This window comes from Mesorhizobium sp. ESP6-5, assembly GCF_020164695.1.
GTDB lineage: Bacteria > Pseudomonadota > Alphaproteobacteria > Rhizobiales > Rhizobiaceae > Mesorhizobium > Mesorhizobium australicum.
The window spans coordinates 418,243-433,658 of sequence record NZ_JAIUGR010000002.1 but is presented as its reverse complement, the minus strand read 5'-3'; the positions used below and the strand labels follow the sequence as shown (position 1 = coordinate 433,658).

16 protein-coding genes are annotated in these 15,416 nt (G+C 61.4%); 6 read left to right on the top strand and 10 right to left on the bottom strand.

Annotation, left to right across the window (positions count from 1 at the left end):
* Nucleotides 1–153: 153 nt before the first annotated feature.
* From LB524_RS04515 to LB524_RS04500, 4 genes are read left to right on the top strand one after another with little or no spacing between them, the layout of a single operon-like run.
* Nucleotides 154–1,380 carry an iron-containing alcohol dehydrogenase gene (locus tag LB524_RS04515; RefSeq protein ID WP_224523951.1) on the top strand — a complete coding sequence of 409 codons (1,227 nt, stop codon included), beginning with the start codon at nucleotides 154–156 and terminating at the stop codon, nucleotides 1,378–1,380.
* 17 nt (nucleotides 1,381–1,397) lie between these two features.
* On the top strand, nucleotides 1,398–2,885 hold the full coding sequence (locus LB524_RS04510) for an NAD-dependent succinate-semialdehyde dehydrogenase (protein WP_224523950.1): 1,488 nt from the start codon (nucleotides 1,398–1,400) through the stop codon (nucleotides 2,883–2,885).
* 9 nt (nucleotides 2,886–2,894) lie between these two features.
* Entirely contained in the window at nucleotides 2,895–3,710 is an 816-nt protein-coding gene (locus LB524_RS04505) for an alpha/beta hydrolase (protein ID WP_224523948.1), read from the top strand.
* A gap of 49 nt (nucleotides 3,711–3,759) precedes the next feature.
* Nucleotides 3,760–4,332, top strand: coding sequence for a hypothetical protein (locus LB524_RS04500; protein WP_224523946.1), 573 nt, complete (start codon nucleotides 3,760–3,762; stop codon nucleotides 4,330–4,332).
* 37 nt (nucleotides 4,333–4,369) lie between these two features.
* On the opposite strand, the gene LB524_RS04495 is transcribed toward LB524_RS04500, so the two are convergent.
* The 10 genes from LB524_RS04495 to LB524_RS04450 all read right to left on the bottom strand — a co-directional run bounded on the left by LB524_RS04495 (nucleotide 4,370) and on the right by LB524_RS04450 (nucleotide 12,500).
* The gene (locus tag LB524_RS04495) at nucleotides 4,370–4,933 is read right to left on the bottom strand and encodes a hypothetical protein (protein ID WP_224523945.1); all 564 of its coding nucleotides are present in this window, start codon (nucleotides 4,931–4,933) and stop codon (nucleotides 4,370–4,372) included.
* Nucleotides 4,930–5,502: a L,D-transpeptidase gene (locus LB524_RS04490; protein ID WP_224523944.1), complete on the bottom strand. Its 573-nt coding sequence runs from the start codon at nucleotides 5,500–5,502 to the stop codon at nucleotides 4,930–4,932. The genes LB524_RS04495 and LB524_RS04490 overlap by 4 nt, the downstream gene beginning before the upstream one ends.
* Nucleotides 5,489–6,652, bottom strand: coding sequence for a CpaE family protein (locus LB524_RS04485; protein WP_224523943.1), 1,164 nt, complete (start codon nucleotides 6,650–6,652; stop codon nucleotides 5,489–5,491). The genes LB524_RS04490 and LB524_RS04485 overlap by 14 nt, the downstream gene beginning before the upstream one ends.
* A complete protein-coding gene (locus tag LB524_RS04480; RefSeq protein ID WP_224523942.1) occupies nucleotides 6,649–7,254 on the bottom strand; it encodes a TadE/TadG family type IV pilus assembly protein in 606 nt (201 codons plus the stop codon). Before LB524_RS04480 ends, LB524_RS04485 begins: the two co-directional genes overlap by 4 nt.
* A gap of 41 nt (nucleotides 7,255–7,295) precedes the next feature.
* On the bottom strand, nucleotides 7,296–7,853 hold the full coding sequence (locus LB524_RS04475) for a TadE/TadG family type IV pilus assembly protein (RefSeq protein ID WP_224523939.1): 558 nt from the start codon (nucleotides 7,851–7,853) through the stop codon (nucleotides 7,296–7,298).
* 5 nt (nucleotides 7,854–7,858) lie between these two features.
* Entirely contained in the window at nucleotides 7,859–9,316 is a 1,458-nt protein-coding gene (locus LB524_RS04470) for a TadE/TadG family type IV pilus assembly protein (protein ID WP_224523936.1), read from the bottom strand.
* Between the two features lie 71 nt (nucleotides 9,317–9,387).
* Nucleotides 9,388–9,681, bottom strand: a complete 294-nt coding sequence (locus LB524_RS04465) for a hypothetical protein (protein WP_224523933.1) — start codon at nucleotides 9,679–9,681, stop codon at nucleotides 9,388–9,390.
* Nucleotides 9,668–11,101: a type II and III secretion system protein family protein gene (locus LB524_RS04460; protein ID WP_224523930.1), complete on the bottom strand. Its 1,434-nt coding sequence runs from the start codon at nucleotides 11,099–11,101 to the stop codon at nucleotides 9,668–9,670. Before LB524_RS04460 ends, LB524_RS04465 begins: the two co-directional genes overlap by 14 nt.
* Before the next feature lie 53 nt (nucleotides 11,102–11,154).
* On the bottom strand, nucleotides 11,155–12,195 hold the full coding sequence (gene cpaB / locus LB524_RS04455; protein WP_224523928.1) for a Flp pilus assembly protein CpaB: 1,041 nt from the start codon (nucleotides 12,193–12,195) through the stop codon (nucleotides 11,155–11,157).
* A 104-nt stretch (nucleotides 12,196–12,299) separates the two neighbouring features.
* Complete coding sequence (locus LB524_RS04450; RefSeq protein WP_224523925.1) at nucleotides 12,300–12,500, bottom strand: Flp family type IVb pilin; 201 nt, start codon at nucleotides 12,498–12,500, stop codon at nucleotides 12,300–12,302.
* A gap of 543 nt (nucleotides 12,501–13,043) precedes the next feature.
* Here LB524_RS04450 and LB524_RS04445 point away from each other — a divergent pair.
* Together LB524_RS04445 and LB524_RS04440 are read left to right on the top strand one after the other, a co-directional pair.
* A complete protein-coding gene (locus LB524_RS04445) occupies nucleotides 13,044–14,429 on the top strand; it encodes a CpaF family protein (protein WP_224524031.1) in 1,386 nt (461 codons plus the stop codon).
* The gene (locus LB524_RS04440) at nucleotides 14,429–15,400 is read left to right on the top strand and encodes a type II secretion system F family protein (protein ID WP_224523923.1); all 972 of its coding nucleotides are present in this window, start codon (nucleotides 14,429–14,431) and stop codon (nucleotides 15,398–15,400) included. Before LB524_RS04445 ends, LB524_RS04440 begins: the two co-directional genes overlap by 1 nt.
* The last annotated feature ends 16 nt before the right edge of the window (nucleotides 15,401–15,416 follow it).

Here is a 15,416-nt window from a genome sequence, read left to right as displayed (position 1 = left end):
TTTCGCCTCTCGACTGGGGAGACTGCTAACACGAGGGTTTGACCGATGCAATACTATATCCTATACGATTTTATCGGCGCCGCTCAATTGAGGATTTTCGGTGCGGATTTTTGCAATGCGTTTCTCCGAAACTCCCCAAGGATGCAGCCTGTCATGAGCCTTCTCACAGCCCTCCGGCTCCCACGCGAAATTCTATTCGGAAAGGGACAACGTCATGCGCTGCCAGCCGTGGCCGGCCGCCATGGCCGCCGCGCCCTGGTCTGCACCGACGAGCGTTTCGCCGGCACCGGCGTGTTCGCCGAAATGATGGAATCCCTGCGGTCGGCATCAATCGACGTGCTGGTTCACGACGGTGTCCTCCCGGACGTGCCGCGCGATTCGGTGGCGGTCTGCGTCGAGGAAGCGAGGGGCTTCCGGCCAGATATGGTGATCGGCATCGGCGGCGGCAGCTGTCTCGATTTCGCCAAATGTGCCGCCTTGCTGATCAGCCACGGCGGCGAGCTGCGGGACTACTACGGCGAGTTCAAGGTCCCGGGGCCGATGCTGCCGCTGATCGCCGTGCCGACCACGGCTGGCACAGGATCGGAGGTGACGCCCGTCGCCGTGATATCGGATCCGGAACGGACGCTCAAAGTCGGCATATCGAGCCCCTATCTTATCGCTGCCGTTGCCGTCTGCGACCCCGAACTGACAATGACTTGTCCGCCGGGCCTGACCGCGGTTGCCGGTGCCGACGCGCTCACGCATGCGATCGAGGCCTTTACGGCCATGCGCCGGGACGGGGACTTCAGCCTGCCGCAGCGCCACGTGTTCATCGGCAAGACGCCACTGACCGACCATTTCGCGCTGCTGGCCGTCAAACTTCTCGGCCGCAGCCTGGAGAAGGCGTGCATTGACGGCGGCGACGCCGAGGCGCGCTCCGACGTGATGATGGGAGCGCTGGCTGCGGGTTGCGCGTTCGGCACCGCCGGCACGGCGGCGGCGCACGCGGTGCAATACCCGGCCGGCGCGCTCACACATACGCCGCATGGGCTGGGAGTGGCGACAATGATGCCTTACGTCATGAGCTACAACAGCCGCGTGGCCGCGGCTGAGATCGCCGAGATAGGGATTGCTCTTGGCCTCGAGCCGAACGGTCGTGGTATCGACGAAATGGCGGACGCGACCATCGAGGAGATCAGGCGCTTGTTTGCGGCGATCGGCATCACCCCGACGCTGGCCGGTTTGGGGCTCCCGGCCGACAAGCTCGACTGGACCGCCGAGCAGGCGCTCGGCATCGATCGCCTGATCAAGAACAACCCGCGCCCATTCGACCTTGCCGCCATGCGCCGCCTTGTCCAGGCGGCCTATGACGGCGATCTCACCGCCTGCGCCATGTGAACGTCAGGAACAAGACGATGAACCTTCCCTACAATGCCTTCCCCCTCGATCAGGATCCATACGACGTTCGTGGCTTTCCGCACCGGCTCTATATTGGCGGACAATGGCTGCCGTCGTCCGACGGCGGGCTCATCGAGGTCACCGATCCATCCTCCGGCGCGGTGATCGCGGCAGTCCCCGATGCGACCGTGGAGGATGCCGCCGCCGCGGTCGAGGCAGCGGCCAAGGCCGCCAAGGGGTGGCGCGAGACAGCGCCGCGCAAGCGCTCGGAGATTCTCAGGCGCTGTTTCGAGCTGATGGTCGAGCGGTCGGAGACGCTTGCCATGCTGATCTCGCTGGAGAACGGCAAGGCCCTGCGCGACGCGCGCGGCGAGGTCGCCTATGCAGCTGAATTCTTCCGCTGGAACGCCGAGGAAGCGGTTCGTATCACCGGCGAGTTCGGCACCGCCCCGTCCGGCGCCAACCGCATCGTCGTCGATTACCAGCCGATCGGCATCTGCGTCCTCATCACGCCGTGGAATTTCCCCGCCGCGATGGCGACGCGCAAGATCGCACCGGCACTCGCGGCAGGCTGCACGGTCATTCTGAAACCGGCCAGCGAGACGCCGCTGACCGCCTATGCGCTGGCCGCGCTCTACAGCGACGCCGGCGTACCGGACGGTGTCGTGAACGTGCTGACGACGTCGACACCCGGCCCCCTGACGTCGGCCATGCTGGCCGATCCGCGCGTCAGGAAGCTCTCCTTCACCGGTTCGACCGGGATCGGCCGGGCCTTGCTCGCCGAAGCCGCCAAGCGTGTGATTTCCTGTTCCATGGAGCTTGGCGGCAATGCGCCCTTCATCGTCTTCGACGATGCCGATCTCGATGCGGCCCTCGACGGCGCCATGATCGCCAAAATGCGCAATGCCGGCGAAGCCTGCACGGCTGCCAACCGCATCTACGTCCAGTCCGGTATCCACGATGCGTTCGCCGGCGGCCTTGCGCGGCGCATGGCTGCGCTCAAGATCGGCGCCGGCACCAAGGCGGACACCGAATGTGGACCCATGATCACCAAGAAGGCGGTCGACAAGATCGACCGGCTGGTCAAGGACGCGGTCAACCGTGGTGCCAAGGTGCTGTGCGGCGGCTCGGTGCCTGAAGGGGATGGCTTCTTTTATCCGCCGACGGTCCTGTCCGAAGTCTCGCCGGACGCCGATATGGCGCATGAGGAGATCTTCGGCCCGGTAGCGCCCATCACCCGCTTCGAGAGCGAGGCGCAGGCCATTCTCCACGCCAACAACACCGAATACGGCCTCGCTGCCTATCTCTACACCCGCGATGTGGCGCGCGGCATGCGGGTGGCCGCCGAGATCGAGGCCGGCATGATCGGCCTCAACCGCGGCCTGATGTCGGATCCCGCCGCGCCTTTCGGCGGAGTCAAGCAGAGCGGCCTCGGGCGGGAAGGGGGCCAGCATCACGGCATCGCCGAGTTCATGGAGGCCAAATACATCGCTGTAACCTTTTGAGCGGACACCATGTCGAAGGACCCTTTTCGCACCCGCGACCACGTTGCCGATTTCGATGACATCGTGGCCGACATCGTCGCACGCAGTGCCGCGACGCGGGCTTCGCTGCCGATGCTGGCGGACATCGCCTATGGCCCGCACGAGGCCGAACGCCTCGACCTGTTCTTTCCGGAGGGACCGCGCAGGGACCTCCCGGTGCACATCTTCATCCATGGCGGCTATTGGCGTATGTTCGCCAAGAGCGACTATTCCTACCTCGCCGAAACGGTGACGAGCGCCGGGGCAATCGCGGTCGTGATCGACTATGCGCTGATGCCCGCCGTCAGGATGGCGGCAATCGTCGACCAGGTCCGGCGCGCGAGGCAATGGGTGCTGGATGATATCGCCAGCCATGGTGGCGATGCCGGTCGCCTAAGCGTCAGTGGCCATTCCGCCGGGGCGCATCTGGCGACCTTTTTATTCGACGAGGGGTCGGCACATCCGCCCTCGGCGGCACTCCTGCTCGGCGGGCTCTACGATTTGAAGCCCCTCCAGCAATCCTTTCTTGAGCCCTTGATAGGCCTGACCGACACGGAAGTCGGGGCGTATTCGCCGATGAGCAAATCCCACTCGTCGCGGACAAAGGTCACGCTGCTGGTCGGCGAGCGGGAAACCGAACCGTTTCACCTGCAGGCCAAATTGTTTGCCGATCGCCTGACGGAGCAGCGCCTGACGGCTTCGAGCGGCATCGTCGAGGGGCGTAATCACATGGACAGCGTCCGGGATTTGGGTTTCAGGCATACAAAAGCGGGCACTTGGCTGTACGACATGATCCGAGCCGCTTGATCGATCCTGTCTCAGCCGAAACCTTCCCCCGTTAAGCCTCGCGCAACTCATGGCGCGTAATCTGCCTGCCAGATTGCGAGGCACCATGAAGCGCCAACCACTATTGCTTTTCGCCTTTCCTGCCTGTGTCCTGCTGATCCTCGCGGCGGAGCGAATGGCCACGCTCCTGCTCGGAACCTACCCGGCAAGCCCCGATATGTGGAAGATCTGGCTCGCCTTGCATCCCTCGTCGGGCATGGTCTGGCAGCAGGTCGATGCCTATCTGGGAGGGTCGATGGTCCTGGATTTCGCTTTGCTGGGCGCGGCCCTGGTGGTCTGCTGGATGGCAAGCCGGGCCAGAAGGTCGGCCGCATTCTTTCTTGCCAACCACGGCATCTTGGTCCTCGCGGCGTCGATGATTTTCATCGGTGGCCGTTCGCAGACCGCCAGCACCATTGCCGCGTTCACGGCGCCGAGTGGCTTTCGGTTCTCGCTGATGATGGACTTCACCTGGCTGAATTGCCTGCTGGCGGTCATCGGGGTCACCGCCTGCGCCCATTGTCACCTTGCCTATGTCCGTGAACTCGGCATGCGCGTTGAATCGCGGCGCGTCCGGATCATGGCACTGCAGCGGGATTTCTAGACCAGCGCAGCGCTACGGGCCGCGCCCAGGTCCCGACCTAGTTTATCTTGTGATAGGTGACCTTGCCTTCCGGGGATACGCTCCGCTGGTAGTTGGAGCTCGGCGCGGGAGGCGCTGCCGGAGCCGACCGCCTTCGCGTTACCCGCGGCATATCCCCGATGGCAGGCTCCGCGTCGGCGGCGCTGGCGACCGCCGCCATGTCTTCGGCGGGCGAGGGGAGTTCGACCACGCGCGGCTCCTCGCCACCGTGATTTCCCGACATCTCCGGTGGCTGCCGGGCGATGTTGGCGTTGACCTCGCCGAAGCTCGCCCGCAGCCGGTCGTCCAGCGCCTCGAACCGGCTTTGAAATCCATTGTTGACGGTGTCGAGCCGCGCGCTCATGCGCTGCTCGAACTGGCCGAGGTCCTCCAGTCGCGCCTCGATCGCGCGCAGATCGTTGATGCCGCGGTAGAGATAGACGGCCGCGGTGGCGTTCAGCAGGGCAAACAGCGCCAGGCCGACAGAGACGGCAATGGCGAGCCTGGACCGGCTCTTCTCCCTGTCGAGCAACAGCGGTTCGACCGCTATCACAAGGTCGTCGGGATCGCTGATCGTCGTCATTGGACCACCACCTTGGTGCCGACAGGCACGCGCCTGAAAAGATCGATGACATCGGTATTCGTCAGGCGAAAACAGCCCGACGTGCCGTCGAAACCCACGCCCGAAGGGTCGTTGGTGCCGTGGATGCGATAGAGCGTGTCGCGGCCATCCCGAAGCAGATAGAGCGCCCTTGCGCCGAGCGGATTGTACGGCCCCGAGGGTACCATGTCAGGCAATTCCGGCTGGCGGGCGCGCATTTCCCTGGGCGGTCGCCACGCCGGCCACTCGGTCTTGGCTCCCACCTGGACCGTACCCGTCCAGCCGAAGCCGTCGCGTCCGACACTGATCCGGTAGCGCAGGGCCTCGCCCTTGCCGGTCACCAGGTAGAGCGCTTTTTCCTGCTTGCGGATGATGATGGTTCCAGTCTTCTCGGCGGTGGAAAACGCCACCGTCTTGCGCAGGCTGGGACCCATGGCCGGCAGAGGCGGGCGGCTGTCCGCCAACGCGGTCTGCCCGGCCGCGGGCGCCAGCGCCAGGCCAAGCAGGCAGGCGGCTGTCAGCCGCAAGCGATGGCCGCTAGCGGGCCGCATCGTCGAGCCGCTCGCGGAACATCTTCTTCAGGTCCTTGTTGAAGCGCGCCCGCCCATCCACTTCGGACGGCAGCATGGCGCGGTTCAGCGCGTCGGCCAGCAGGGCGTTGTCGAGGCCGACCGACTTGATGTGCGGCGCCTTGAAGATCTTCTCCAGCTCGCTGCGCGAGAAGTGGTTGCCGAACCATTTGCGCTTGTGCTTGTTGGCCACCAGCGTGATTGAGACGGCATTGCCGCGCAGCTCGCGGATTTTCTTGTAGAGCCGTTTGCCTTGCCGCAGCGAAGCGACATTGAGCTCGAAGACGATGAAGATCTCGTCGCTCGTCGACAGCACGGAATTGTGCCAGGGCGTTTCGATGTTCGGCAGGTCGATGACGATGTCGTCGAAACGGTAGGCGACGAGATCGAGCAGCCGGAAGACGAAATCGGCGCCCTGCGGCTCGAACGGCAGTTGCGGCCGCTCGAAGGCGTAGAGCGTCAGGCCGGAAGGCCGCGACAGCTTGATGACGTCCATCAATTCGACATCGAGCCGTTCCGGCTGGCCGATGATGCCGGCAAGGTCGAACTGGTTGAACAGGTTGAGATAGGCGCCGCAATTGGCGCTCTGGAAATCGAGGTCGACCAGGCAGGTCGAGGCCGCGCGCTCGGTCGATTTCGAGGCCAGGAATTCGGCCGCCGACAGCGCCAGCGTCGTGGCGCCGGCGCCGCCGCTGGCGCCGATGAAGGTGATGATGCGGCTCTTGGCGCCCTGGTTGCCGCTGTCGTGGAAGGTGACGGCGTTGAGCAGTTCCTTGCCGTCGAGCGGCTTGTGCAGCCAGTCCGAGGCATTCATGCGCACCAGGACGCGTGTCTGCTCCGAAGTCAATTCGTCGGAAACCGCGATCAGCGGCACACCAGCCCACAGCGCGCGCGCCTCGACGATGCCTGGATTGCCAAGCAATTCGCCATTGCCGAGATCGAGGATGACGATGCCCGGGCGCGTGTCGGCCGGCGGCCCCTTGAGGAAGTCGCCCGTCTCGGCAACCCGCACATCATAGATCGCCAGCGCATCGAGCCGCGTCGCCACATCGCGCTTGAAATTCGGATCGGAGGAAAACAGCGCAACCTGCTTGCGCTTGGTCGGGGTAACCTTGGTGCTGATGGCGTTCATGGGTAGGTGCTCTTCAGATCTTCGCCCGTGACCGTGCTCAGCATGGAGGGCATGGTGATGGTTCCGAATCCGAGCAGTCCGCCCAGGAAGAAGAACTGGAAAGTCCGGTTCTGAAGGTTGACCGTGATAGTCGGCACAGGGCCGCTGAGCCTGGTTTGAAATCCAAGTCCTGATGCCGAATAGGTAATGACTACATCGGTTCGCAGGAGGCCGGGAAAGAAATGGCACATGCCAGGCCGCTGAGTTCCTGTGGGCGCCGGGCAGGCATCGTTGTTGGTGACGGCCGTGTCGCCCCTGAAGATGCGACTAAAAGCATTGGCGTCGAAGTTGGCGGAGCTGCCATTGCAGCCCCCGACGCTGCCGGTATATTTGCAGACGAACGGGGGGTAAGCGCCGGCCGCGACCGGAGCGCCCGGTACCGAGATCGGCGCAGCAGCGGCAAGCGCCGTTGCCGGCACCACCGGATCGGAAATCGAGGCCAGCCTTGCGCCGACCTGGACGGCCTTGGTTGCACCATTCCATTGATATAGGGCGTAACCGAAATCGACGAAGCCGAGCGTCAGTGCAAAAAGTAAAGGCGCGACGATGGTCATCTCGACCATGGCCGCGCCGTGCTCTGATTTTGCGAAGCGCCTCATCATCATTAGAACCGGATTAACCGCTCCTGGTGGGAGCCGCTCAGGGTGATCGGACCGATGTTGAGAAACGCCAACATGCCGACACCGCTGTAGGGATAGGTCCCTGCTGCACTGACGATGCACACTTGGGGAGTCACCGATCGATATTGGGTAACGCCGGCAACGAGAGCGTCGTGGCAAGAGCCGCTGGCGCCGATGGTCACCGTTACATTCGCCTTCTGCCAACCTCTGACGCGCGGGCTCGTCGTCACCACGCCATTCACGACAGTCGGTTCGGCCGTGCCGTAGACCGCGATGTTCGTCGCAGTATCAGCACAGTCGATCGCCGAAAAACCGGAACTCGCATAATCGCTGTACAACTGGCTATTACAGCGAGCTCCGAACCGGGCAGCGTCGGTCAGGCCCGCTTCCATCAGCAGCTTGTCGTGAATCAGATTGCCGAACTCGAATACGCCAGCCGACAGCAACAGCATCAACGGTGCGACGATCGTCATTTCGACAAGCACCGCGCCACGCTGGTCTCGACGGAATTTTGTTAGATGACGTCCGACGTTTCGAAACATCGCCATCACCTGTAGAGCTGCGCTTCGTCGCGCAGGAAGTTGTCAAGTGAACCATTTCCGGCTTTCGTCGTGATGTCGACGATCTCTCCGTAAATGTCGGCGGATGGCGGCGATCCCGCAGGCTGGGTGAGGAATATGCTAGCAAAAGCCTGCGTGGGATAGGGACCCTTCGAGCCTTGCACCTGATTGGCCACACAGTCGATGATGGCGACGTAGATCATCCTGCGTTTCGGATCATTGAGCGAATTAGTATTGCACTGGGGAGCTGTTGCCTCGGGGCCGCTGGTCAAGCCGGGGTGCTGCAGTTCGTAATTATAGACATCCCATCGGCTCGAATCAGAGGGAAGATCCGATGGGAGCGTCGATGTGCCGTGATTGACCCGCCAATAGTTAGGCAGATCCCAACTGCCATTGCCGAGCCTACTGAAGCCCGTCACCGAAGCGCATGTGTTGGAGACAAGGCAGTTGTCGCGGGGCAGCGCCATATATTGGGATGTTTGGGTTCCTGTAGGGTCAACGTATGAGCAGGCACCCTTGCTATCGACCTGCTTGACCATGCCTTTGCGGACATTGGGCGCGGGCGGATAGGTTGTCGGGCTTAGTCCATTCTTGGCATAGATATCAAAGCGGACATTAATGCCGTCGTTTACGGGCGGGACATTACCGGGCGCTGTCTCGACGCCGTCGTCTTTGTAGCAGGTCAATGGCTTGGTGGACGCGAACATGTTGGTCAGATCCGGCGTCGCCTGGCTCCCGTCGGGCGTCTTAAGGAACCCATAGTCGCCTGGACCATACTGTGCGTTGCCGCCGCCGCTTTGCGCCTTCAGATAGACCATCGGCCGGCTGCGGCCGCGTAAGGTGGCGCCAAGCGCTTCGACGCTCGAATACGGGTTGCAGATGAACATCGGCGTGAAATCACAGACGCTGGATGAGAAGCCGGCGACTGAGGTGGCTCCGACATTAAAGCTACCGGTGGAGGAAGAACTCAGGAACGAGACCGGGAATATCGCGGCGAAGCCAACTGGCGTTACCTTGACCTCTACGTATCGCGCCTTCGATGCATCCGTAACTTCATCGGTGATGAAATCGGTGAGGGGACGTGCGTCGCCGGCTACGCCGTTCTGAGTTGATGGGATCGTTCGAAGGTAACGTCTCGTCACACCAGCAGCCTGCAAAGTCTGCGCGCCGGGGGTGGCGGAGTTCGAGAAATAATACTGATTGGCCACCAAAGTTGAGAGAGCCCTGTTTGCTCTGGTGATGCTGTCGGCCTTGCCATCGAGTTCAGCGGCTACGGCAATCGCTAAGGCGTCGGCACCCTTCTGCAGATCGAAGTGCAAATTGTTGACGCGGCTCATGTCAACGACGAGCAGCGAAAAACCTATGATCGCTGGCAGCATGACGCTGACCAGGATTAGCGCTATCCCCCTCTGATCGTTCCAGAACGCCCGAATGGTCCCCAACATGACCTTACTTTCTGCTCTCTCGCGCCAAGGGCCCTCGCACGCCTGGCGCCTCCGCATCCTTCCGTTTCAGTTCACGGTGTCGTCACACCCGACCCACCGACATTGACCGTGATCGCCGGAGGCGGCGGTGGTGGCGGTGGAAATTTGTAGTTGTGCGCGACAAGCGCGGCGCGCGTGCCGTCGCCCTCGATATGCGTGTTCCTCGAGGCTGGATTGAGCGGGTCGACCGTCTGCAGCATCGAGTTGAATTTCTGCGTATCGCCGGCGGCCAAGGTCACCGTATCGTAGTGGTTCAGATAGTCCGCGGCGCAGCCCGAAAGCGACCCGGCGCACAGAATGAGGATCAAGGCGCTATTTCTTGACATAGAGCATCTTGTCCTTCGATTTGAAGTCCAGCATGTGGCCATAGGGGCCGGTGACGCCGTCGCCTGTTTCATATTTGCGGATCATGTCCTTGTTCACTTCGAGCTGGCCGAGCACGAAGAATTCCGGGTCGTTGGCGGGCCGCGTCTTGTCGAACGGCGTCGCCAGCTGCTCGCCGGGCTTCACCGGGCGCACAATGTGCGGCGTGACGATGACGACCAGCTCGGTCTCTTCCTTCTGGTTGCTTGAATTCCGGAACAGCGTCCCGATGACTGGCACCTGGCCGAGCCAGGGCACCTGGTTCTGAAGCTTGGTGGTCTTGCTCGACAGCAGCCCGCCGACGGCGAAGCTCTGGCCGTCGCGCAATTCGACGACGGTATCCAATTTGCGATTGGTGAAGATCGGGTCGCCGGCTGAGGTGAAGCCGGTCAGGTCGCTGACCTCCGGCGCAAGCTTCATATGGATCTTGTCGTCGGCGAGCACCACCGGCGTGAACAAGAGATTGACGCCGAACTGCTTGTATTCGATCTGGACCTGGCCGTCGGCGTCGACGCTGCGGATCGGCACCTGGCCGCCGGCGTTGAAGCTGGCCGGTTCTCCCGAAAGCGTGGTGAGGTTCGGCTCGGCAAGCGTGCGCACCACACCCTTGGCCTCAAGTGCTTCGATGATCAAATCGACCTTGATGTTATTGTCGATGACACGGGTGATCAGCGCTGCAAATGGATTGCTGTTTGACAGCAGGCCACTGACAAGGTCGCCCGCCCCGAGCTCCGCGCCGTCCTTGTCCACGGTGGCTATACCAGTTCCGACCCGAGTCGTGCCTCTGCTGTTGGTGCTGGCGATCGACACGCCGAGGTCGCGGCCGGCGTTCCGCTTGGCCTCCAGCACGCGCACTTCGAGATTGACCTGCTGGCTATCGTCGACGGTGACGGAGTTGATGATGGCGTCTGGGCCATATTGCTGGGCCACTTCCATGATGGCGGCCAACGTCGCGCCGTCCTTGACATGGCCGCCAAGCCGCACCCTGCCATTGACCGAGCCTATCTCGATGCGCGCCCGTGGCGCCACCTGCCGGATTGCCGCCGCCATGTCGCTGACGTCGACGCCGACCTCGATCTGGAGGGCGCCGAGAGAGCGCTTGTCGGTGGAGAAGAGATTGACCGTGGTGGTGCCTGCGCCCTTGCCGATGACATAGAGCGTGCGGTCGGTCATCGGCTGCGCATCGGCGATCTTCTCGTCGCCGACGACGATGTCACCCAAATTGGCATTCACCTGGACTGTCACCGACTGCGACATCGGCAAGAAGATGCGATGGACGCTGGGGTTCGACACGTCGATGAAACGGTCGGCCGCATCGGCCACAACGCTCGACAGCAGCGCCGCCAGCGCCGCCGTCGCCATCCCTAACCAAAACCCCCTCATTCCCCGTCTCCCCAATGCTGCCAGTGGCAGCCCAATTCAATCGCGCACTTTTTCTATGGCTGTCGCGGCACGTCATAGGTTTCGAGCTTCACACCCCGGAAAACCCCGACCGTGGCGCGTGCCGGCGGCTCCGGCTGCACATATTTGATCACTTCCTTGACGACATCCTTGGCCGCGGGCGCCGGCGCCGCCACCAGAATCGGCTTGGCCTTGCCCAACTCGTCGAGCCGGCTGCCAACGCGTTCCACGGCTTGGGCGAGGCCGGCAATCTTGTCGTCGGCACGCTTGCGCTCGGCTTCCGCCAATGCGTCCGCGGCCGCTTTCTTGTCGAGTTCGGCTTGTCGCTTGGCGACGTCCTCGGGCATCTCGCCGGTCAGGTCGGAAAGCGTCACGCGCTCGGTGACCTCGCCCTTGTTGGCGGCTGCCTGGCGAAGCGCGAGCGACAATTGGCCAGCGCCAGCCGCCAGGGTCAGCTTCTGCGCATCCTTGGTGCTGGCCTCGAGCGTCACGGACTTAACCACTGTCGGGCTGTCCTTGCTTTCGTCCGCAACCTGATCGACCGCGAGCACCTTCATGCTCTGCAGCAGCACGTCCACGAAACTCTTGTCCGCGCCGTCACCGTCGCGCACCGTGCGCGTCAACAAAACATCCACCCGGTCCCCCGGGAAAACGAAGCCGGCGACGCCAAGCACGTCGTTGACCCTGATGGAAACTGCTTTCATGCCCTCGCCAAGCACCGCTGAAAGCGTCGCGCGCTGGCCTGGGCCAGTGATCTTGCTGGCGAGGATTGGCTCGTTGGCGCTGATCGCCTGGAGCGCCTGCCTTGCACCATCTCCGGCTAGGGCTTCCTTGGTTGTCTTGAAGGTGCCAGCAGGAATTGCTCCCGCCGGCCAAGCGACTTCGCGCAACTTGTCCGCGCTCAGCGCGTCGCCGAATTTCAGCGCAACAGCAGCAACAACAACAGTATCGCGCTGGACACCGCTTGTATCGGCCATGGCGCTGCGCTGCCCAGCCAGCCAGATGTTTATCAGAACCACAGCCAGGATCCCAAATACGCCGGCAAGAACGATCATAATGAGTGTGTTTGCGCGCATGATCCCCACCTCTTTGCAGCGTTGCCTCTGCAAGTGTTCCGTCTATGAAATACGGGGATATGGCCAGGCCCGGAGTTCCGGTGCCTGGCCGTACCCCACTCGGATCAGGCGGCTGCAGGGCACGTAACCGCAGTGCCGAGGTTGGTGCAGAGCGTGGTCCACGCGGTAGTGACATAGCCACCCACCACGACGATGAAACCAATTACTGCCGCTGTGATGATTCCGATCAAGATAGAATATTCGACCATGGCAGCGCCGTTTTCGTCGTCGCGGAACTGCCGGGTCATCGTCATGAGCTTCTTCATGTCAATTTCTCCCTTTGGAGGTTTTGAACCCGACGAGACAGAGCCAAGGATGAACTCCATACCCAAGCATCCCCCGTCACCTCAATCCTAGGTCCCGAGAAATTGCGGAGTCAAACGGGATTAACGGTTCCTTAACTTCCCAATACATGAATTCTCGCGTTCAGGCCGATCCTAAATTGCAGCAAGAGCTTGATTCGTCTAATTTTTCAAGCGATCTTAACCATTCGTTCACAATTACGCGGACGATCTAATTAAGCCAATGCTACTTTATCGGTATTGCATATTCCATTATATCTAAGGGGTTATACCCAATTATGGAGCGATCTCCATGTCGGAGCACGCAAGGGACGCAGGGCGGTGCAAAGTTCAGGACATAACTCACATTCAGCGTTGAGGAGACAGGGAAATAAAACGATATTTTCTGACGTCGGTTCTTAACTATGTTGAAAGTATTGACCTCGCGCGGCGCGCCTTGGCGCTTGTGCCCCAGTTGGTTAACGTTTAGTTTCCGCTAATGTGCGCTTGAGAAGGGTTATGAGGGCTATGCTGGGGCGGTTCATCAAGGGTGGCGAGGCGCGGATCGAGCCACGGGTGGAGCCGATTGCCGCTCTTCCAGTCGCCAACGGGCCTCCGCCTAGCGCCGATCTCGAACCACATGGCGACGAGTTCCTGGCGCTGAAAGTCGATCTGCATCGACATCTTATTGATAGGTTCAACCTTGCAGCGCTCGAAAGTGCTTCGAAGGACGAGATCCTGAACGAAATTCGCCCCATCGTGCGCGAGTTCGTACGCGGTCGCAATGTGCCGCTGAATGCCCGCGAACTTGATCAACTGACCAGCGATATCGCCGATGAGATGTTGGGGCTGGGGCCGATCGAGCCGCTGCTCAAGGATGACTCGATTGCCGACATATTGATCAACACCCATAAGCGAGTCTTCATCGAACGTCGCGGCGTGATCGAGGAGACGGCGATTCGCTTTCGCGACGAGGCGCATCTGCTGCGCATCATCAACAAGATTGTCTCAGCAATTGGCCGTCGCGTCGATGAATCGGCGCCGATGGTCGATGCGCGGCTGGAGGACGGCTCTCGCGTCAACATCGCGGTGCGACCGATCTCGGTGGATGGCCCGCTGGTGTCGATCCGCAAATTCTCTAAGAATCCCTATTCGCTTGAGCGTTTGATGGCGTTCAATTCAATCCGCCAGCCAATGGTCGACCTACTGCGCATCGCGGTGCAAGCGCGTAAATCGATCCTGGTCTCCGGCGGCACCGGTAGTGGCAAGACCACCTTGCTCAATGCCCTGTCGAGTTACATCCCTTCGAGGGAGCGATTGATCACCATCGAGGATGCGGCCGAACTCCAACTGCAACAGCCGCATGTCGGACGGCTCGAGACACGCCCACCCAATGTCGAAGGCAAGGGCGAGGTTCGCCAACGCGAGCTGCTGAAGAACGCGCTACGCATGCGGCCGGACCGCATCATCGTCGGCGAGGTGCGCGGCGAGGAAGCCTTCGACATGCTGCAGGCGATGAACACCGGCCATGAAGGCTCGATGACCACCATCCATGCCAACACACCGCGCGATGCCATATCGCGGCTCGAACAGATGGTGGGTATGGCTGGCATGCCGATGAGCAACGATTCTATCCGGGCGCAGGTTGCATCCGCCCTCGACATTATTGTGCAGACGCAGCGTCTTTCGGACGGCGGCAGGCGCGTCACCTCCATATCCGAAATCACCGGCATGGAGGGTAACGTCGTCCAGCTTCAGGAAATCTACCATTTCGTCCGGCGCGATGTCAGCGCTGACGGCAAGATCATCGGCGAATTTCGCGCTACCGGCGTCCGTCCGCGCTTTGCCCAGGAAGCGGCGACGCTCGGCCACCACTTTGCCAAGGATGCATTTAATCCGCAGGTCGCCCTCTGATGCCGACCGGTCAAGCTCTGCTGTATTTCATCTATGTGCTGGCGGCCGCTTCGGTCATTCTCGCTGGCGAAGCTCTCTATCTTTCCCTTGCCAAGCGCCGGTCGCGGGTCAGTGTGATTAATCACCGGCTGCGGCGATTGGCGGATGATGTTCCAGCCGAGCAGGCCTTGCAGGGCCTGCTGCGTGAACGCGGGCTGACCGATGCCGGTGATTTTCTCTTTCGTCTGGTCGGACTGAACAGGCTTTACACACAGTCGGGTATCACCGGAAACCCGCTGTCTTTCGCTGCGATGTTCGTCATGGCTGGTTTGGCAATGGCGTTTCTGTTCTTTCTTGTTCTGCGCTTTTCCGCGTTTTCCTCCTTCCTGATTTTGGTGGCGGTCGGATCTGTGCTGCCACTTCTCTTTCTTCGCCGCGCCCGAAACAAGCGAATTCAAAAATTTGCCAGGCAATTGCCAGACGCGCTTGACATGATTGTTCGTTCGTTGCGCGCCGGACATCCGGCTTCCGTTGCGATCAGCCTCGTTGCTCGCGAGATGCCCGATCCGCTCGGCACTGAATTCGGCATTGTTTCCGACGAAATCACCTTTGGCCTCAGCATTGAGCAAGCGGCGCGGAAGTTGTCCCAGCGCGTCGGCTTCGAAGGCCTTCATCTGCTGTCCATATCGCTTTCCATCCAGGCCAAAACAGGTGGGAACCTGACCGAGATCCTTTCCAACCTTTCATCGGTGCTGCGTGAGCGGCAGAAACTTCGTTTGAAGATCAAAGCACTCTCGTCCGAGGGACGAATGTCTGCATGGATCATCTCACTGTTTCCGCTTGTGATGTTTGGTATCCTTATGGTCGTGGCTCCGAGTTACTACGGGGAGGTTTGGAATAGTCCGCTGATCGTTCCCGTTTTTTTAACCTTTGGTCTGTGGGCCTTGATGGGGGATTTCATCATGTACCGCATGGTCAATTTTGATTTCTGAGGAGGCGAGTCATAAA